Source organism: Janibacter sp. Y6 (assembly GCF_040900765.1).
GTDB classification, from domain to species: domain Bacteria; phylum Actinomycetota; class Actinomycetes; order Actinomycetales; family Dermatophilaceae; genus Marihabitans; species Marihabitans melonis.
Window position 1 is genome coordinate 78,886 of sequence record NZ_JAKLYZ010000005.1, and the last position, 16,822, is coordinate 95,707.

Sequence of the window (16,822 nt, forward strand, 5' to 3'; positions counted from 1 at the left end):
GTCCAGTCTGCCGCACGCCCGGCCCTGCAGCGCCCGTGCGGTGTGGCAGGGTCAGGGCATGGGGTGCCGGGCACGCACAGGGACGACCGAGAGCACGGCGGGCGGCGTGCGCCGCTGGCCGGCCGCAGCCGCCGTGATGATCGCCCTCGGGGCGGGCCCGGCGTGCGCCGCGGCCGCCGCCGCTCCCCCACCCGTGAGCGCCGCACCCGCCGCCCCGACGACCGAGCCGATGGACCTGCGCGAGCAGGTCACCGACGAGGCCGGCGTCCTCGGGGACCTCGGCCAGTACGACGAGGCCCTGCAGCGGGCCCGTGACGCGGGCATCCAGCTCTTCGTCGTCTACGTCGACTCCTTCGACGGCACCGAGGGCTCGGCCTGGGCGCAGCAGACCTACGAGCGCTCGGGCATGGGCGGCGACGACGTGCTCCTCGCCGTGGCCGTCGAGGACCGGCGCTACGGCACGTGGGCGAGCGAGGAGTCGGGTCTGTCCGAGAGCGACGACCAGCAGGTCCGCTCGCAGGACATCGAGCCGGCCCTCGGCCGCGACGACTGGGGCGGGGCGGTCGTCGCGGCCGCCGACGGGTACGCCGACGCCCTCACCGGCAGCAGCATCCCGGGCTGGCTGCCCTTCGCCGGGATCGCGGGCGCCGCGGGCGTGGGCGGGCTGCTGCTCAGCCGCCGCCGCTCGCGGACCGGCGCCACCGGGGGCCCGGGCGTCGACGCCCCGCCGGAGCAGGCCGAGCCGCTCGAGTCGGTCCGCTCACGGGCGGGGACCGCGCTCGTCGACCTCGACAACGCCCTGCGTGCCTCGTCCGAGGAGCTGACCTTCGCGCAGGCGCAGTTCGGCACCCAGGCCACCCTGCGCTTCGAGCAGACCCTCGCCGCGGCCCGGGCCCAGGCGAGCGAGGCCTTCGGCGTGCAGCGCGAGCTCGACGACGCGCAGCGTCAGGGCACGCTCGACCCCGCTCGCGCCCGGGCCGGCTACGAGCGCATCCTCGCCCTGGCCGCCGACGCCGACGCCCGGCTCGACGCCGAGGAGGAGGAGTTCGTCCGGCTGCGCGACCTGCAGTCGCGGGTGCCCGAGGTGCTCGCCGACCTCGACGTGCGCGCCGGTGAGGTCGAGCAGCGCATCCCCGTCGCCGAGCAGGAGCTCGCCGGGCTGCGCGCCACCCACCCGCCCGAGGCCCTCGTCTCGGTCGGGCACGACGTCGAGCAGGCTCGTGGCCTCGTCGCCTCGGCCCGCGAGCTCGTCGCCACCGGACGCGAGCACCTCGCCCAGGGCGACAACCGACCCGCCGCCGTCGCTGCCGCCCGAGCGGCGGAGGACGCCCTCGGGCAGGCGGTGGCCGCTCTTGACGCCGTCTCCGGCGCGCAGGGCGTGCTCGCCGACGCGGCGGGGCACCTCGACCGGGCGCTCGCCTCGATCACCTCCGACGTCGCCGACGCCGAGCGCCTCGGCGCGCACGACCAGCTGACGACCACCGCGCTCGCCGCGGCCCGCACGGCGATCGACGACGGGGTGCGCGCCCGCTCCGGCGGCGACCCCCTCGCCGCCCTCAGCGCGCTGACGAGCGCCGAGCGCGACCTCGACGCCGCGCTCGCCCCGCACCGCGAGGCCGACGAGGTGCGCCGGCGCGCCGCGGACCTCGTCGCACGCCGGGCGCAGACCGTGCGCGCGCGGCTCGACTCGATCCAGGCGACGATCTCGCGCACCCGGGGCGCCGTGTCCGTCGAGGCCCGCACCGACATCGACCAGGCCTACCAGCTCCTCGCGCAGGCAGAGCAGGCCACCGCCACGGACGCCGACCGTGCGGACGACCTCCTCGGCCAGGCCGAGCGCCTCGGCGAGCGGGCCCTGTCCACCGCCCGGAGCGACGTCGACGACTGGCGCAGCGGCGGCCGGGGCGGCTACGGCGGGGGCTTCGGGGGCGGCAGCCGTGGGCTCGACCCCACCTCGATCATCCTCGGCGGCATCCTCTCCGGGGGCTTCGGAGGCGGCAGCCGCGGGGGCGGCTGGGGCGGCAGCTCCGGCGGCTTCGGAGGAGGCTTCGGCGGCGGGGGTGGCGGAGGCGGCGGCTTCGGCGGGGGTGGTCGCTTCTGACCCGCTCCCCCGGCCCGCCGGCGCGGCACCCCCTTCGCCGGACGACCACGACGACCCACCACCTCGACCGCACCACACCCATCCGCAGCACCACCACCGGCGCGACCGCGCCGAGACAGGAAGGCCAACGATGACCCAGAAGCAGACCCTCCTCGGCCGCGTCGCCCAGCTGGCGAAGGCGAACATCAACTCGATGCTCGACCGGGCCGAGGACCCCGAGAAGATGCTCGACCAGCTCGTGCGCGACTACACGAGCTCGATCGCCGAGGCCGAGGAGGCCGTCGCGCAGACCATCGCCGGGGTGCGCCTGGCCGAGGCCGACCTCGAGGAGGACCGCGCCGCGGCCACCGAGTGGGGCCGCAAGGCCGGCGCCGCGTCGAGCAAGGCCGACCAGCTGCGCGGGGCGGGCGACACCGCCGGCGCCGACAAGTTCGACGGGCTGGCCCGGGTCGCCCTGCAGCGCCAGATCCAGTTCGAGGGAGAGGTCACCGAGGCCGAGCCGCGCATCCAGGCGCAGAACGCGACGGTCGAGCAGCTCAAGGGTGGGCTGACCCAGATGCGCACGAAGCTCGAGGACCTCAAGGGCCGTCGCGACCAGCTCGTCGCGCGGGCCCGCTCGGCCGAGGCCCAGGAGCGGGTGCAGGGCGCGATCCGCTCGATCGACGTCATGGACCCCACGAGCGAGCTGTCCCGCTTCGAGGACAAGATCAAGCACCAGGAGGCGATGGTCGCCGGCCGCGCCGAGGCCCAGTCGACGAGCATCGAGGACCAGTTCGCCGAGCTCGAGGACCACTCGCACGACGCGGAGATCGAGGCGCGCCTCCAGCAGCTCAAGGGCGGCGCCTGAGCCACCCCTGCTGCGGGCCTGCCGTCGCGGACGAGGTCAGGGGCGCGGGGCGTGGACGACCTGCTGGGCGTCGGTGAGCCCGCGGTGCACGAGCAGCTCGACCGCGTCGGCGGCGTCGTCGAGCAGGAAGGGCAGCTCGGGGCGCTCGGTGCTCGAGAAGTCCTTGAGGACGAAGCTCGCCGGGTCCATGCGGCCCGGCGGGCGGCCGATCCCGACCCGCACCCGTAGGTAGTCCTTCGTCCCGAAGGAGCTCGTGATCGAGCGCAGGCCGTTGTGGCCCCCTTCGCCGCCGCCCTGCTTGAGCCGCACCTCGCCGAAGGGGATGTCGAGCTCGTCGTGGACGACGACGAGGTGGTCGACGTCGGCGGAGAAGAAGCTGACGAGCGCCTTCGTCGGGCCTCCGGAGACGTTCATGTACGCCGTCGGCACGCCGAGCACGACGCGCGGCCCGAGACCGCCGCCGGGCGGCGCGAGGCGGGTGGACTCGGCGCGGGCCCCGGCCTTGTGGGCCCGCAGGCTCGTCCCCGCCCGCCGGGCCAGCTCCTCGACGACCATCGCCCCGACGTTGTGGCGGTTGCCCGCGTACTTCTCCCCGGGGTTGCCCAGGCCGACCACCAGCCACGTCTGCTCGCTCACGAGGCGCAAGCGTAGACACATGACGAAGGGGGAGCCGAACCCGCTCGGGCTCGGCTCCCCCGTCGTCGAGGTGCGTGTCGGAGGATCAGGCCTCCGGGTTGCCGTCCTCGGGGGACTCCATGGGGGCGTCGCCCTCGGCGAGCTGCTTGTCGCTCGGCGAGCCCTCGGTCTCGTCCTCGGACTCGTCGCGCTCGACACCGGCCTCGGCCTCGGCCTCGGCGAGCTCGGCCTCGAGGGCCTCGGCGGAGATCTGCTCGGTGATGTTGACGACGAGCGTCTCGGGGTCGGTGACGAGGGTGGAGCCCTTGGGGACCTCGACCTCGGAGGCGAGGACCTGGGTGCCGGCCTCGAGGCCCTCGACGGAGACGATGATCGACTCGGGGATGCTCGTGACGTCGGCCTCGACCTCGAGGGTCTGGGCGTCGACGGTGACGATGGTCTCCGGACCGGCCTCGCCCTCGACGTGCACGGGGACCTCGACGGTGACCTTCTCGCCCTTCTTGACGACGACGAGGTCGACGTGCTCGATCCACGGCTTGAGGACGTGGCGCTGCACGTCCTTGGCCAGGGCGTACTCCTGCTGGCCGTCGACGACGATCGTGAGCAGCGCGTTGGCGTTGTACTTCAGCGCCATCATCGTGTCGTGACCCGGGAGGGTGATGTGGCGGGGCTCCCCGCCGTGGCCATACATGACGGCGGGGATCTTGTCGGCGCGGCGGATGCGGCGGGCCGCGCCCTTGCCGAACTCGGTGCGGATCTCGGCGTCGATGCGGATCTCGTCGCTGGACATGCGGGGCTCCTTCAGCTGGGGGACGACCCGTGTCAGCGGGTCGCGTCATATCGGGCGGTGGGCCTCGACGTGGGGCGCAGCACGGACGGCAGCAGGACACGGAGGTCCACCGCGTCGATCACGGATCGCTGCGACTGTGCAACGTCCCTCGCCGAGGCAACCCGGTGATCCTAGTGGACCTGCGCGGAGGGGCCAAAACCGGCCGGCTGGTCTTGCGCCGTCCCGTCGGCCTCGCTCACGGCGACGTCGGTCGCACCGGCCTCGCTCGCGGGAGCCGGCGGCTCCCCCTCGCCGAGCTTGACCGCGGCGACCCCGGCGAGGATGGCCAGGCCGCCGAGGACCTGGATCGGCGCCATGGCCTGACCGACGAGCACCCAGGCGAAGACGATGGCGAAGAGCACCTCGCTGAGGCCGACGAAGGAGGCGATCGTCGCCCCGAGCATCCGGGCGGCCGCGATGCCGCTGACGTAGGCGACCGCGCCCGCGACGACGGCGAGCTCGGCGATGGCGACCCACCACGGGGCCGACCAGCCGGCGAGGTCGACCCAGCCGGTCGGGGCGGCGAGCGGCAGCACGCCGACGAGGGCCGCGGCCCCCAGGCTCAGCGCACCGATGACGAGTCCGGCGCCGGCGTAGGTCATCGGGGGCAGCGCGTCCTCCTCGTCGGAGGAGAGGAGGAAGAAGACGACGAGCCCGACGGCGGCGAGCAGGCCCCACATGACGCCGACGAGGTCGACGCGCGCCCCCGAGAAGACGTCGAGGACGAGCACGAGACCGAGCACCGCGGCGGCGACGCCGGCGATGGTCAGCCGGCTCGGGCGGCGGCCGTGGCGCAGCCACATCCAGCCGACGATGAGGACAGGCGCCAGGTACTCGAGCAGCAGCGCGACGCCGACCGAGAGGTGGTCGACGGCGTTGAAGTAGGCGAGCTGGCAGCCGGCGACGGCGACGACGCCGTACGCGGCGACCTTGGGCAGGTTGCGGCGCAGCAGGGCCCAGCGGCCGCGCAGGGCGACGAGCGCCGGCACGAGCATGAGCAGCGCGGCACCGGTGATGCGCGCGGTGACGATCGCCCCGGGCGTCCAGCCGGCCTGCATGAGCGAGGCGCCGAAGGTGCCGGACGAGCCGAAGGTCGCTGCGGAGAAGAGGGCCACCGCGAGACCGGCGACGAAGGGGGTGGAGCGCTGGGTCACGGGGACCTCCTCGAGGGATCGTCATGAGTGACATAGACTGATGGTGATGACGATATGCGTCCCCGACGTCAGGAGTCAAGATGTCTTTTGGTCATGACACCAACGATGCGCTGCGCGGCACCGCGGCCCTGGTCAACACCGCCGTCGGGGCCTTCCCCGACGCCGACGGCGACACGCTCTCGAGCGTCGCGCAGCTCGAGGACTTCTTCGGGCACTGGGGCTGGACCGGGCGGCGGGTCGGCGACGAGGCCGAGCTCGAGCAGGTGCGGGCGCTGCGGCCCCGGCTGCGCGAGGTGTGGCTGGCCGCCGACGACCCGGAGCGGGTCGTCGACCTCGTCAACGCGCTGCTGCGCGACGGCCAGGCCCTCCCCCAGCTCGTCGACCACGACGGCTACGGCTTCCACATCCACGCGACCTCGCCCGACGCGCCGCTCGCCCGACGCATGCAGGTCGAGGCGGCGATGGCCTTCGTCGACGTCATCCGGGCCGACGAGCTCGGCCGGCTGCGCATCTGCGCGGCCGACGACTGCGACGACGTCGTCGTCGACCTCTCGCGCAACCGCTCGAAGCGCTACTGCGAAGGGGGCTGCGGCAACCGCCTAGCCGCCGCCGCCTACCGCTCCCGCCAGGGCGACTGACTCCCCCTTCGCCCGGGCACCCCCACCCCGGCTCGCCCGCCCCACCCTCCCGAGGGTGAGCACGAATCGCCGCTACGACGAGTGCGTAGCGGCGATTCGCGCTCACCGGCCGTTGCTGTGGACAGCCCGTCGGCGCCCACCGGGCTTCTCGGCACCATCGAGGGCATGCCCCGCGCACCGCGGCCGCTCCCCAGGTCACTGGGACGGGCCTTCACGAGCGCTGATGCCGGCGTCGCCGGCGTCGCCGACCAGAGGCTGCGCCGAGGTGACCTCGTCGCGGTGACCCACGGGGTCCACAGCCTCGATCGCCTCGACGGCGACGCCCGGCTGGCTGCCGTCGCGCTCGGGATGCCCGCCCCCTTCGCCTACTCGCACCTCACCGCCGCACGGATCTGGGCTCTGCCCCTCCCGACCTGGACCGACGCCGACGAGCGGCTCCACGTCATCAGGCCCACGGCGCAGGCTCAGGTGCGCCGACCCGGCATCACCGGGCACCGTGGTCTCGAGACGCGGGCCACGACGTCAGTGCGCGGGCTGCCCGTCACGACCCGTGCTGAGACGTGGGCGGACCTGGGTGCCGTGGGCCTGACCCGCGACGACCTGGTCGCCATCGGCGACTGCGTCGTGCGCGGTCGGCCCGAGCTGCTCGCTGGCTTGCACCGGGTCGCCCGCACGCGGCGTCTCGGATCGGCTCGTCTGCGCGACGCGGCTGCGCTCGTCCGCGTCGGGTCACGCTCGGTGATGGAGACGAGGACGCGGCTCGCGCTCGCTCAGGCGGGCCTGCCGGAGCCGCTCCTCAACGCACGGATCTGCACCGACGACGGCGAGGAGGTGGCCTGCTGCGACCTGGTCTGGCCGGATGCGAAGGTCGTGGTCGAGTACGAGGGCGACCACCACCGGACAGATCGGGCCCAGTGGCGGCTGGACATCACCCGGGTACGACGGCTCGAGTCCCTCGGCTGGCGCGTCCTGCGGATCACTGCGGACGACCTCCGGGGGTCTCGCCTCGCAGACCTCGTGTCGCTGCTGCGGGGCCTGCTCGGCTGAGCGGCCGGGTGAGCGCGAATCGCCGCTACGTCCTGGCCGTAGCGGCGATTCGTGCTCACCTCTGCGAGGTGGGGCGAAGGGAGGTCAGGCGCGGCCCTCGAAGAGGGAGGTCACCGACCCGTCCTCGAAGACCTCACGGATCGCGGCCGAGATGAGCGGCGCGATCGACAGGACGGTCAGCCCCTCGAAGTGCTGCTCGGGCGTCAGCGGGAGGGTGTTGGTCACGATGATCTCCTCGGCCGAGCACGCGGTCATCCGCTCGACGGCCGGTGGGGAGAAGATCGGGTGGGTCGCGGCGATGACGACGCCCGCGGCGCCCTCGGCCATGATCGCGTCGGCGGCCTTGGTGATCGTGCCGGCGGTGTCGATCATGTCGTCGACGAGCACGCACAGACGGCCCTCGACCTCGCCGACGACGCGGTTGGCGACGGTCTCGTTCGGGCGCGAGATGTCACGCGTCTTGTGGATGAAGGCCAGCGGCGCCCCGCCGAGCTGGCGCGACCACTGCTCGGCGACCTTGATCCGGCCGGCGTCCGGGGAGACGACGGCGAGCTGGCGGTCGCCGTACTTCTCGCGGACGTGGCGGGCGAGGATCGGCATCGCCATGAGGTGGTCGACGGGGCCGTCGAAGAAGCCCTGGATCTGGTCGGTGTGCAGGTCGACCGAGATGAGCCGGTCGGCGCCGGCGGTCTTGAAGAGGTCGGCCATGAGCCGGCCGCTGATCGGCTCGCGCCCCTTGTGCTTCTTGTCCTGGCGCCCGTAGCCGTAGAAGGGCTGCACCACGGTGATCCGCTTCGCGCTCGCGCGCTTGAGGGCGTCGACCATGATGAGCTGCTCCATGATCGCCTCGTTGATCGGCGTCGCGTGGCTCTGGATGACGAAGGCGTCGCAGCCACGCACCGACTCCTCGTAGCGCACGTAGATCTCGCCGTTGGCGAACTCGTAGGCGCTCGTGGGCACGAGGTCGGTGCCCAGGGAGGCCGCGACCTCTTCGGCGAGCGCGGTGTGGGTGCGCCCGGAGAAGACCATGAGGTTCTTCTCGGGGGTCTTCTGGATGCCGGTCACGGTGCCTCGACTTTCGTGCGGTGCTGCAGGGGGTGTGCGGAGGGCGGAGGGGGTCAGCTGGTGTGCGGGGCAGACTGCGCCGCCTGCGCGGCCTGGGCGGTCGCGGTGCCGGCGCGGCGACGCTCGACCCAGCCGTCGACGTTGCGCTGCTGGCCGCGGGCGATGGCGATCTGGCCGGGCTCGACGGCCCCGGTGATCGCGGACCCGGCGGCGACGTAGGCGCCGTCGGCGATGTCGAGCGGTGCGACGAGGACGGAGTTGCTGCCGACGAAGGAGTGGGCCCCGACGTTCGTGCGGCCCTTGCTCACCCCGTCGTAGTTGGCGAAGATCGTGCCGGCGCCGATGTTGGCCCCGTCTCCGATGACCGCGTCGCCGCAGTAGGTGAGGTGCGGGACCTTCGCCCCGGCGCCGATCTTCGCGTTCTTCGTCTCGACAAAGCCGCCGATCTTGCCCTTCGCACCGAGCTCGGTGCCGGGGCGCAGGTAGCTGTACGGGCCGACGGTCGCGCCGGCGCCGATGACGGCGAGGTGGGCCTCGGCACGCTTGACCTCCGCGCCGTCGTGGACCTCGGTGTCGACGAGTGTGACGTCGGGGCCGACGACGACGTCCTCGCCGATGCTCGTCGCGCCGAGCAGCTGGGTGCCCGGGCGGATCACGGTGTCAGCGCCGATCGTCACGTCGACGTCGATCCACGTCGTCGCGGGGTCGACGATCGTCACGCCGGCCCGCATGTGCCGCTCGCAGACCCGGTCGTTGAGCACCCGGCCGAGCTGGGCGAGCTGGGTGCGGTCGTTGACGCCCTCGGTCTGCCACAGGTCCTCGAGGACGTGCGCGATGACGTGGCCGCCCTCCTCGCGGGCGAGCGCGATGACGTCGGTGATGTACTTCTCGCCCTGCGCGTTGTCGGTGCCGACGCGCGGCAGCTGACGACGCAGCACGTCGAGGTCGAAGGCGTAGATGCCGGAGTTGATCTCGCGGACCGCGCGCTCGGGCTCCGTCGCGTCCTTGAACTCGACGATCCGCTCGACCGAGCCGTCGGCGCCGCGGATGATCCGGCCGTACATCTTCGCGTCCTCGAGGACGGAGGTCATGACGGTCGCGACGGCGCCGGCCTCGACGTGAGCGGCGGTGAGGGCGGAGATCGTCTCGGCGGTGAGCAGCGGGACGTCGCCCATCGTCACGACGACGGTGCCCGTGAGGTCCGCCGGCAGGGCGTCGAGACCGCACTCGGCGGCGCGGCCGGTGCCCTTGACCTCGTCCTGGTCCGCGACGATCACCGGCGTGCCCGACGAGGCGTTGCGCTCCTCGACGTAGGCCGCGACCCGGTCGCGCTGGTGGCGGATGACGACGACGGTCGAGTCGGCGCCGGCACCGCTGGCCGCCCGCATCGCGTGCCCGAGGAGGGTGTCGCCGCCGATCGGGTGGAGGACCTTCGGGGTCTTGCTCTTCATCCTCGTGCCCTCGCCGGCGGCGAGGATGATGACGGCGGACGGGCGGGCGTCACTCACGTGCTGCTCCCAGCTGCTCGGGTCAGGGATGTCCCGTCGGGACCTCGACACTCTACCCAGGGGCGAAGGGGGCGGCCGAACCGACGATGCCAGGCGGCCCCCCTTCGCCCCTCAGAGCGGGGCGAGGAAGGCGCGGACCCGCTCGAGCAGCAGCGCGGCCGCGTCGGGGTCGTAGGCGTCGAGCGAGGAGTCGGCGAAGAGGTGCTCGTCGCCGGGGTAGACGAAGAGCTCGGCCCGCTCGCTCGACGCGACGAGCTCGCGGGCGGCGGGCAGGTCCTCGTCGAAGAACTCGTCCCCCTCCTTGCCGTGCACCTGCACGGGTACGTCCTGCGGCCACCGCTCCCCGTACTCGGCCACGGGCATGCACGAGCAGAGCAGCAGGGCGCCGCGGGCGCCGGGTCGCGTCTGGGCCAGCTGCTGGGCGATCGTCACGCCGAAGGAGAACCCGGCGTAGACGAGCGCCTCCCCCAGCCCGTCGACGGCGTCGGCACCCCGTCGGCGCACGACGTCGAGCCCGACCTCGCGGGCGTACCCGAAGCCCTCCTCGATGCTCGCGAAGGTCCGTCCCTCGAAGAGGTCGGGCGTGTGCACGGTGTGCCCCGCCTCGCGCAGGGCGTCGGCGAAGGCGACGACGCCCGGCGTCAGCCCCTGGATGTGGTGGTAGAGCAGCACCTCGGCCATGTGACGTCCTCCTCGACGAATGATCCACTGATGTGGAACGTTCGACGACGGTAGTCTCGTGCGGCATGGAGGACAACCCCCCGGGCCGCGAGCTCGCCGACCGGATGGCGCTCACGCAGCCCGCCCAGGTGCGTGCGCTCGCCCACCCCCTGCGCACGACGATCCTCCAGCTGCTCCTCGAGCGCGCGGCGTCGGTGACCGAGCTGGCGAGCGCCCTGGACCGCCCGAAGAGCACCGTCGCCCACCACGTCGCCGTCCTCGTGCGCGCCGACCTGCTCCGGGTCGTGAGCACCCGGCGCGTCCGGGCCGTCGAGGAGCGCCTCTACGGGCGGACAGCACGGCTCTTCTACGTCGCCCCCCAGGGCTCGTCGGGCGAGGAGATGCCGCGGGACTTCAACGACTTCGAGGTGGCGGCCGCCGAGTCGGGGCCGGCCTTCGAGCGTGGCGAGCTGTGGGGCTTCGTCCGGCACGCGCGCATCGCGCCCGAGCAGGCATCGGCCTTCTGGCAGCGGATGAGCGAGCTCGTCGACGACTTCGACCGCCTCCCGCGCTCCGGCGAGACGACGTACGGCTTCGCGGTCGGGATCTACCCCACCGACCACCCGCGGCTGCCCCCGCTGACCTGACCGGGACCCCGGGCGAAGGGGTGACGCCCCGGGCGCGACGCGCCCGCACCTGCGCTCCCCGGGCAGGAGTCGAACCTGCGTCGCTTGTCCTGATTCAAAGTCAGGCGGGCCCTGCCGGCAGACCAACCGGGGAACGCCGCCGTGCGGCGGCGCCCCCAGGGTAGTTGACGGGTCGCCGACCCCTCAGACCTGCTGGATCTCGACGCGGTTGCCCACCGGGTCGTCGGTGTGGAAGCGCCGGACACCGGGGATCGCCTCGTCCCACCGCACGGGCCTGCCGGCTGCGTCGACGGCTGCGGCCACCTCGTCGACGGCCTCGACGAGCAGGCACGGGTGCGCCTTGCGGGCGGGTGCGAAGCCTTCCTCGACACCGCAGTGCAGCTGCTGGTCGCCGACGGCGAACCAGACCCCTCCGCGGGCGGCGAGGACGGGCGGCTTGGGGACCTCGGGCAGACCGAGCACGGAGCCGTAGAAGGCGCGCAGGTCGTCCTCGCTGCCCCGCGGGCAGGCGATCTGCACGTGGTGGAGGCCGACGGCGACCATCAGGCGACCTTGTGGCCGACGGCGAAGACCCGTCGGAAGGGCAGGAGCACCCCGGCCGGGGTGCGGGGGTAGGCCTGGGCGACGCGCTCGCCGTACTCGGCGAGGAAGGCCGAGCGCTCCTCGTCGTCGGTGAGGACGTCGAGGATCGGGCGCAGCCCGGTCCCGCTCACCCAGTCCAGGACAGGGTTGTCCTGCTCACCGGCCGGGTCGAGGACGTGCGTGTACGTGGTCTCCCACGCGTCGACCTCGAGACCGCGCCCGGTGAGGATCTGCAGGTAGGTGCTCGGCTCCCCCGCACCGAAGCGCTTCGTCGCGGCCTCGAGCTCGGCCGCCCGTGGGTGCGCGACCGCCATCTCGCGCATGATCGCGTGCGTCGGCGAGGCGAAGTTGCCCGGCACCTGCAGCGCGAGCCAGCCGTCGGGGGCGAGGGCGTCGGCCCAGCCCTCGACGACGCGCAGGTGGCCCGGCACCCACTGCAGCGTCGCGTTGCTCACGACGACGTCGGGCGCCTGGCCCAGCGACTCGAGCGTCCACGTCGACAGATCGCCCTCGACCCACTCGACGCGGCCGTCGAGGTCCTTCGCCCGGGCCGACTCGAGCATCGAGGTGCTGCTGTCGACCCCGACGACGCGGGCCTGGGGCCAGCGCTGCGCGAGGGTGAGGGTCGCGATCCCGTTGCCGCACCCGAGGTCGGCGACGAGCCGCGGCTCGCGCGCGCCCACCCGGGCGGTGAGATCGGCGAAGGGTCGTGCCCGCTCGCTCGCGAACTTCTCGTACAGCGTGGGGTCCCAGCTCGGCATCGTCGGCCTCCTGCGTCGAATGCCCCGATCCTAGGAGAGATGTCTCTCGACGTGAAGATACTTGGCAGGCCGTATTCTTGACGGGTGCCCGAACGTCACCCCATCCACGACGACGTCGACGAGATCGTCGACGCCTGGCGTCGTGAGCGTCCCGACCTCGACCCCGAGCCGATGCACGTCATGTCGCGCATCTCGCGGCTGGCCCGCCGGCTCGACCTCGACCGGTCCAGCGCCTTCGCCCGCCACGGGATGGACGGCTGGGAGTTCGACGTCCTGTCGACGCTGCGCCGCGCCGGCCCGCCCTACGAGCTCTCCCCCGGTGACCTCGTGCGGGCCACCCTCGTCACGAGCGGCACGATGACCAACCGGATCGACCGGCTCACCGCCCGCGGCTGGGTCGAGCGCGCACCGTCTCCGCGGGACCGTCGCAGCGTCATCGTCCGGCTCACCGACGACGGGCGCACCGCCGTCGACGCCGCCCTGGCCGACCTGCTCGAGCGTGAGCGCGACATCCTCGCCGACCTCGGTCCGGGCGACCAGGCCGACCTCGTGGCGCAGCTGCGCCGCCTCCTCGCCCCCTTCGAGGGCTAGGACGAACGAGGGGTAGGACGAAGGGGGGTCAGCCGACGACGTCGGCGGCCTCCAGCCACTCGAGCTCGAGGCTCTCGCGCTCCTGGGCGGCCACCCGCAGGGTCTCGTGCAGCTCGCGCAGGCGCTGGTGGTCCTCGGCCTGCTCGGCCATCTGCGCGTGGACCTTCGCCTCGCGCTCCTCGATCTTCGCCAGCTGCTTCTCGACCCGCGCCATGACCTTGCGCGCCTCTCGCACCTCGGCCGGGCTCGGCCCGTCGACCACCGGGCTCCCCGCAGCGGCCGGTGCGGGCGCCGCGGACCCGCGCATCGCGGCGGCCGGTCCGGCGGCACCGCGCAGCTGCAGGTACTCCTCGACCCCGCCGGGCAGCTGACGCACCCGCCCGTCGCCGAGCAGCGCGACCTGGTGGTCCGCGACGCGCTCGAGGAGGTAGCGGTCGTGACTGACGACGACGAGCGTGCCGGCCCAGCCGTCGAGCAGGTCCTCGAGCTGGGTGAGCGTCTCGATGTCGAGGTCGTTGGTCGGCTCGTCGAGGAGCAGGACGTTCGGCTCGGACATGAGCAGGCGCAGGATCTGCAGGCGGCGTCGTTCGCCACCGGAGAGGTCGCCGACACGCGTCTGCTGACGCCCGCCGCTGAAGCCCAGGCGCTTGGCGAGCTGAGAGGCCGAGACCTCCTTGCCGTCGAGCATCGTCACCTTGCGGATCTCCTCGACCGCCTCGATGACGCGGTGCTCGCGCAACCGGTCGAGCTCGCGCACCTCCTGCGAGAGGTGGGCGACCTGGACGGTGACGCCCTCCTTCCGCTTACCGGAGTCGAGCGGGATCTCTCCGCCGATGACGCGCAGCAGCGTCGACTTGCCCGCCCCGTTGACGCCGACGACGCCGACGCGCTCCCCCGGCGCGAGATGCCAGGTGACCCGGTCGAGCAGGGTGCGCTCGCCGACGGTGACGGTGACGTCGAGCAGGTCGACGACGTCCTTGCCCAGACGGGTCGACGCGAAGCGCACGAGCTCGACGTCGTCGCGCGGCGGCGGCTCGTCGGCGATGAGCGCGTTCGCGGCGTCGATGCGGAACTTCGGCTTCGAGGTGCGAGCGGGCGGGCCGCGGCGCAGCCAGGCGAGCTCCTTGCGCAGGAGGTTGTCGCGCCGCTCGGCGGTCACCGCCGCGATCCGCTGGCGCTCGGCCTTGGCGAGCACGTACGCGGCGTACCCGCCCTCGTACTGCTCGACCCGCCCGTCGATGACCTCCCACGTCCGGTCGGCGACGGCGTCGAGGAACCACCGGTCGTGGGTGATCGTCACGAGCGCCTTGCCGCGCGCGGTGCGCTGGCGGGTCAGGTGGTCGGCGAGCCAGGCGACCCCCTCGACGTCGAGGTGGTTGGTCGGCTCGTCGAGCATGAGGACGTCGGGGTCTTCGACGAGGGCCGCGGCGAGCGCGACGCGGCGGCGCTCGCCGCCGGACATCGGGCCGATCGTCGCGTCGAGGCCGCCGACCCCTTCGCCCTCGTGACCACCGAGGAGGCCGTCGAGGACGTCACGCACCCGGGGGTCGCCCGCCCACTCGTGCTCCGCGAGACCGCCGAGGACGACCTCGCGCACCGTGGCGGAGGGCGAGAGGACGTCGGCCTGCGACAGCAGGCGGACCGTCGTCACCGAGTTGCGCGTCAGCCGGCCGTCGTCGAGCTCGAGCTCACCGGCGAGGACGCGCAGAAGGGTCGACTTGCCGCCGCCGTTGCGCCCGACGACGCCGATGCGGGCGCCCTCGTTGATGCCCAGCGTGATCCCGTCGAGCAGCTGCGCCGTCCCGAGCGCCAGACGGCCGCGCTCGAGGGAGAGGAGGTTGGCCATCAGGTGAGTCGTGGGGCGGGGATGACGTGAGCGCCGGCGACCGGGCCGATCGCCCGGATGACGTCGGCGGCCGCGCCCGAGGCGGTGAGCGAGACGGCGAGGTCGATCGCCCCCTCCTGCCCGGCGGCGAGCAGCGCGACGGTCGGGCCGGACCCGGAGACGATCGCGCCCAGGGCGCCGAAGGACATCGCGGCGTCCATGACGTCGCCGATCTGGGGCTGCAGGCGCACGGCGGCGGCCTGGAGGTCGTTGGACAGCACGGCGCCGAGCGCCTCGGGCTCGCCCTGGCGCAGCGCGGCCATCATCGCCGGGCTCGGCTCCGGGTCGGGCACGTCGTGACCGGCGGAGAGCTCGTCGAAGGCCGCGTAGACCTCGGGCGTCGACAGCCCCGAGGCCGGCGTCGGCACGAAGACCCAGTGGTAGCTGCCCCGCGCGAGCACGGGGGTGACGAGCTCGCCGCGCCCGGAGCCCACGGCCGTGCCGCCGTGCAGGAGGAAGGGGACGTCGCTGCCGAGCTCGGCGGCGATCGGGTCCAGGCCCGAGCGGCCGAGGCCGAGGTCCCACAGGGCGTCGCAGGCGACGAGGGTGGCGGCCGCGTCGGCGGAGCCGCCGGCCATCCCGCCCGCGACGGGGATGTCCTTGTGGATCGAAACATGCACCGGCTCGACGGCGGCGCGCTCGGCGAGGAGCATCGCAGCGCGCAGCGCGAGGTTGCTCTCGTCGGTGGGCACGAGCTCGGCGTCGCGACCGCGCACGCTCACGCCCCACTCGTCGGCGGTCGCGACCGTGACCTCATCGAAGACGCCGACGGCCTGGTAGACGGTCGACAGGGTGTGGAAGCCGTCGGGGCGCAGCGCCCCCACGCCGAGCTCGAGGTTGACCTTCGCGGGCGCCCGAGCGGTGACGGCGGAGGCCGTCTCGAGCACCGAGGTCATGCGGTCACCCTAGTGCGGGCGGCGGCCAGGGCCGCGAACTGCTCGACGTCGAGCTGCTCGCCACGGGTCCGGGGGTCGATGCCCGCCTCGACGAGGGCGGCCTCGGCGGCGTCGGCCGAGCCGGCCCAGCCCTTGAGTGCCGCGCGCAGGGTCTTGCGGCGCTGGGCGAAGGCGGCGTCGACGCACGCGAAGACCTCGGCGCGGCTCACCTCGACCGCCGGTGGCTCGCGCCGGTCGATGCGCACGAGACCGGAGTCGACGTTGGGCACCGGCCAGAAGATGCTCCGCGAGACGGTGCCGGCCAGCCGCACGTCGCCGTACCAGGCGGCCTTGACGCTCGGCACGCCGTACGTGCGCGACCCGGGCCGGGCGGCCAGCCGCTCGGCGACCTCGAGCTGGACCATGACGAGCACCCGCTCGATGCTCGGGAAGGTCGCGAGCAGGTGGAGCACGACGGGCACGGAGACGTTGTAGGGCAGGTTCGCCACGAGAGCGGTCGGCGCCGGTCCGGGCAGCTCGGCGACCCTCAGGGCGTCGCCGTGGACGACCTCGAGGTCGTCGGCCCGCGACGGGGCCATCGCCGCGACGGTCTCGGGCAGTGCCTGGGCCAGGCGGGGGTCGATCTCGATGGCGACGACCCGGTGCGCCTGCTCGAGCAGGGCGAGGGTGAGGGAGCCCAGACCGGGCCCCACCTCGACGACGACGTCCTGCGGGCCGACGTCACCGGCGCGCACGATGCGGCGCACGGTGTTGGCGTCGACGACGAAGTTCTGCCCCCACTGCTTGGTGGGGGCCACCCCGAGCCGCCCGGCGAGCTCGCGGATCGCCGCGGCGCCGAGGAGCTGCACGTCCGAGCCGGTCATGCCCCGAACCCTACGGCCTGCGCGGGCGTGGGCCGTCCTGCGTCGTCCGAGGCTGCTGCGTCGCGACCGGAGCGGCGGCGGGGACGCGGCGACCCCCGCCGACCGGGTGGTC

At 73.7% G+C, this 16,822-nt stretch carries 17 protein-coding genes and 1 tRNA gene; 6 read left to right on the forward strand and 12 right to left on the reverse strand.

The features are described from left to right. The first annotated feature begins 58 nt into the window (after positions 1-58). Together L6241_RS12515 and L6241_RS12520 are read left to right on the forward strand one after the other, a co-directional pair. Positions 59-2,101, forward strand: coding sequence for a TPM domain-containing protein (locus L6241_RS12515; RefSeq protein WP_368246501.1), 2,043 nt, complete (start codon positions 59-61; stop codon positions 2,099-2,101). A 130-nt stretch (positions 2,102-2,231) separates the two neighbouring features. Beyond that, positions 2,232-2,948, forward strand: a complete 717-nt coding sequence (locus L6241_RS12520; protein ID WP_123091238.1) for a PspA/IM30 family protein — start codon at positions 2,232-2,234, stop codon at positions 2,946-2,948. 36 nt (positions 2,949-2,984) lie between these two features. Here L6241_RS12520 and pth read toward each other — a convergent pair whose 3' ends face one another. The 3 genes from pth to L6241_RS12535 form a co-directional block, all read right to left on the reverse strand. Next, positions 2,985-3,605: an aminoacyl-tRNA hydrolase gene (gene pth / locus L6241_RS12525; RefSeq protein WP_368246503.1), complete on the reverse strand. Its 621-nt coding sequence runs from the start codon at positions 3,603-3,605 to the stop codon at positions 2,985-2,987. 64 nt (positions 3,606-3,669) lie between these two features. Then, on the reverse strand, positions 3,670-4,374 hold the full coding sequence (locus L6241_RS12530; RefSeq protein WP_368246505.1) for a 50S ribosomal protein L25/general stress protein Ctc: 705 nt from the start codon (positions 4,372-4,374) through the stop codon (positions 3,670-3,672). Between the two features lie 170 nt (positions 4,375-4,544). Then, positions 4,545-5,567, reverse strand: coding sequence for a DMT family transporter (locus L6241_RS12535; protein WP_368246507.1), 1,023 nt, complete (start codon positions 5,565-5,567; stop codon positions 4,545-4,547). 80 nt (positions 5,568-5,647) lie between these two features. Here L6241_RS12535 and L6241_RS12540 point away from each other — a divergent pair, with 80 nt between their 5' ends. Further along, positions 5,648-6,205: a CGNR zinc finger domain-containing protein gene (locus tag L6241_RS12540; RefSeq protein ID WP_123091242.1), complete on the forward strand. Its 558-nt coding sequence runs from the start codon at positions 5,648-5,650 to the stop codon at positions 6,203-6,205. Positions 6,206-6,370: 165 nt separating this feature from the next. Continuing rightward, positions 6,371-7,252: an endonuclease domain-containing protein gene (locus L6241_RS12545; RefSeq protein WP_368246509.1), complete on the forward strand. Its 882-nt coding sequence runs from the start codon at positions 6,371-6,373 to the stop codon at positions 7,250-7,252. Positions 7,253-7,336: 84 nt separating this feature from the next. Here the strand turns inward: L6241_RS12545 and L6241_RS12550 are convergent, their stop codons facing one another. The 3 genes from L6241_RS12550 to L6241_RS12560 form a co-directional block, all read right to left on the reverse strand. Next, positions 7,337-8,317 (reverse strand): ribose-phosphate diphosphokinase, encoded by a 981-nt coding sequence (locus L6241_RS12550; protein ID WP_123091244.1) that lies wholly within the window; start codon positions 8,315-8,317, stop codon positions 7,337-7,339. 53 nt (positions 8,318-8,370) lie between these two features. Beyond that, complete coding sequence (gene glmU / locus L6241_RS12555; RefSeq protein WP_201465609.1) at positions 8,371-9,825, reverse strand: bifunctional UDP-N-acetylglucosamine diphosphorylase/glucosamine-1-phosphate N-acetyltransferase GlmU; 1,455 nt, start codon at positions 9,823-9,825, stop codon at positions 8,371-8,373. Between the two features lie 111 nt (positions 9,826-9,936). Continuing rightward, positions 9,937-10,506 carry a dienelactone hydrolase family protein gene (locus tag L6241_RS12560; RefSeq protein ID WP_251718721.1) on the reverse strand — a complete coding sequence of 190 codons (570 nt, stop codon included), beginning with the start codon at positions 10,504-10,506 and terminating at the stop codon, positions 9,937-9,939. 65 nt (positions 10,507-10,571) lie between these two features. On the opposite strand from L6241_RS12560, the gene L6241_RS12565 reads away from it, so the two are divergent. After that, entirely contained in the window at positions 10,572-11,132 is a 561-nt protein-coding gene (locus L6241_RS12565; protein WP_368246512.1) for an ArsR/SmtB family transcription factor, read from the forward strand. Positions 11,133-11,186: 54 nt separating this feature from the next. Here L6241_RS12565 and L6241_RS12570 read toward each other — a convergent pair. The 3 genes from L6241_RS12570 to L6241_RS12580 all read right to left on the reverse strand — a co-directional run bounded on the left by L6241_RS12570 (position 11,187) and on the right by L6241_RS12580 (position 12,475). After that, positions 11,187-11,265, reverse strand: a tRNA-Gln gene (locus tag L6241_RS12570). A gap of 50 nt (positions 11,266-11,315) precedes the next feature. After that, the gene (locus tag L6241_RS12575) at positions 11,316-11,675 is read right to left on the reverse strand and encodes a glyoxalase (protein ID WP_368246514.1); all 360 of its coding nucleotides are present in this window, start codon (positions 11,673-11,675) and stop codon (positions 11,316-11,318) included. Beyond that, complete coding sequence (locus L6241_RS12580) at positions 11,675-12,475, reverse strand: methyltransferase domain-containing protein (RefSeq protein WP_368246516.1); 801 nt, start codon at positions 12,473-12,475, stop codon at positions 11,675-11,677. The genes L6241_RS12575 and L6241_RS12580 overlap by 1 nt, the downstream gene beginning before the upstream one ends. 84 nt (positions 12,476-12,559) lie before the next feature. On the opposite strand from L6241_RS12580, the gene L6241_RS12585 reads away from it, so the two are divergent. Then, on the forward strand, positions 12,560-13,066 hold the full coding sequence (locus L6241_RS12585; RefSeq protein WP_275898487.1) for a MarR family winged helix-turn-helix transcriptional regulator: 507 nt from the start codon (positions 12,560-12,562) through the stop codon (positions 13,064-13,066). 28 nt (positions 13,067-13,094) lie between these two features. Here L6241_RS12585 and L6241_RS12590 read toward each other — a convergent pair whose 3' ends face one another. From L6241_RS12590 to rsmA, 3 genes are read right to left on the reverse strand one after another with little or no spacing between them, the layout of a single operon-like run. Continuing rightward, positions 13,095-14,912, reverse strand: coding sequence for an ABC-F family ATP-binding cassette domain-containing protein (locus L6241_RS12590; RefSeq protein ID WP_368246519.1), 1,818 nt, complete (start codon positions 14,910-14,912; stop codon positions 13,095-13,097). Continuing rightward, positions 14,912-15,847 carry a 4-(cytidine 5'-diphospho)-2-C-methyl-D-erythritol kinase gene (locus L6241_RS12595; protein WP_252975072.1) on the reverse strand — a complete coding sequence of 312 codons (936 nt, stop codon included), beginning with the start codon at positions 15,845-15,847 and terminating at the stop codon, positions 14,912-14,914. Before L6241_RS12595 ends, L6241_RS12590 begins: the two co-directional genes overlap by 1 nt. Then, positions 15,844-16,710, reverse strand: coding sequence for a 16S rRNA (adenine(1518)-N(6)/adenine(1519)-N(6))-dimethyltransferase RsmA (rsmA, locus tag L6241_RS12600; RefSeq protein WP_251718727.1), 867 nt, complete (start codon positions 16,708-16,710; stop codon positions 15,844-15,846). The genes L6241_RS12595 and rsmA overlap by 4 nt, the downstream gene beginning before the upstream one ends. Between the last annotated feature and the right edge of the window lie 112 nt (positions 16,711-16,822).

Excerpts from the sequence above, each read along its gene's own strand:
- L6241_RS12515 (WP_368246501.1), top strand. The coding sequence starts at position 59 with ATGGGGTGCCGGGCACGCACAGGGACGACCGAGAGCACGGCGGGCGGC.
- L6241_RS12520 (WP_123091238.1), top strand. The coding sequence starts at position 2,232 with ATGACCCAGAAGCAGACCCTCCTCGGCCGCGTCGCCCAGCTGGCGAAG.
- pth (WP_368246503.1), bottom strand. The coding sequence starts at position 3,605 with ATGTGTCTACGCTTGCGCCTCGTGAGCGAGCAGACGTGGCTGGTGGTC.
- L6241_RS12530 (WP_368246505.1), bottom strand. The coding sequence starts at position 4,374 with ATGTCCAGCGACGAGATCCGCATCGACGCCGAGATCCGCACCGAGTTC.
- L6241_RS12540 (WP_123091242.1), top strand. The coding sequence starts at position 5,648 with ATGTCTTTTGGTCATGACACCAACGATGCGCTGCGCGGCACCGCGGCC.
- L6241_RS12545 (WP_368246509.1), top strand. The coding sequence starts at position 6,371 with ATGCCCCGCGCACCGCGGCCGCTCCCCAGGTCACTGGGACGGGCCTTC.
- L6241_RS12560 (WP_251718721.1), bottom strand. The coding sequence starts at position 10,506 with ATGGCCGAGGTGCTGCTCTACCACCACATCCAGGGGCTGACGCCGGGC.
- L6241_RS12565 (WP_368246512.1), top strand. The coding sequence starts at position 10,572 with ATGGAGGACAACCCCCCGGGCCGCGAGCTCGCCGACCGGATGGCGCTC.
- L6241_RS12575 (WP_368246514.1), bottom strand. The coding sequence starts at position 11,675 with ATGGTCGCCGTCGGCCTCCACCACGTGCAGATCGCCTGCCCGCGGGGC.
- L6241_RS12580 (WP_368246516.1), bottom strand. The coding sequence starts at position 12,475 with ATGCCGAGCTGGGACCCCACGCTGTACGAGAAGTTCGCGAGCGAGCGG.
- L6241_RS12590 (WP_368246519.1), bottom strand. The coding sequence starts at position 14,912 with ATGGCCAACCTCCTCTCCCTCGAGCGCGGCCGTCTGGCGCTCGGGACG.
- L6241_RS12595 (WP_252975072.1), bottom strand. The coding sequence starts at position 15,847 with ATGACCTCGGTGCTCGAGACGGCCTCCGCCGTCACCGCTCGGGCGCCC.
- rsmA (WP_251718727.1), bottom strand. The coding sequence starts at position 16,710 with ATGACCGGCTCGGACGTGCAGCTCCTCGGCGCCGCGGCGATCCGCGAG.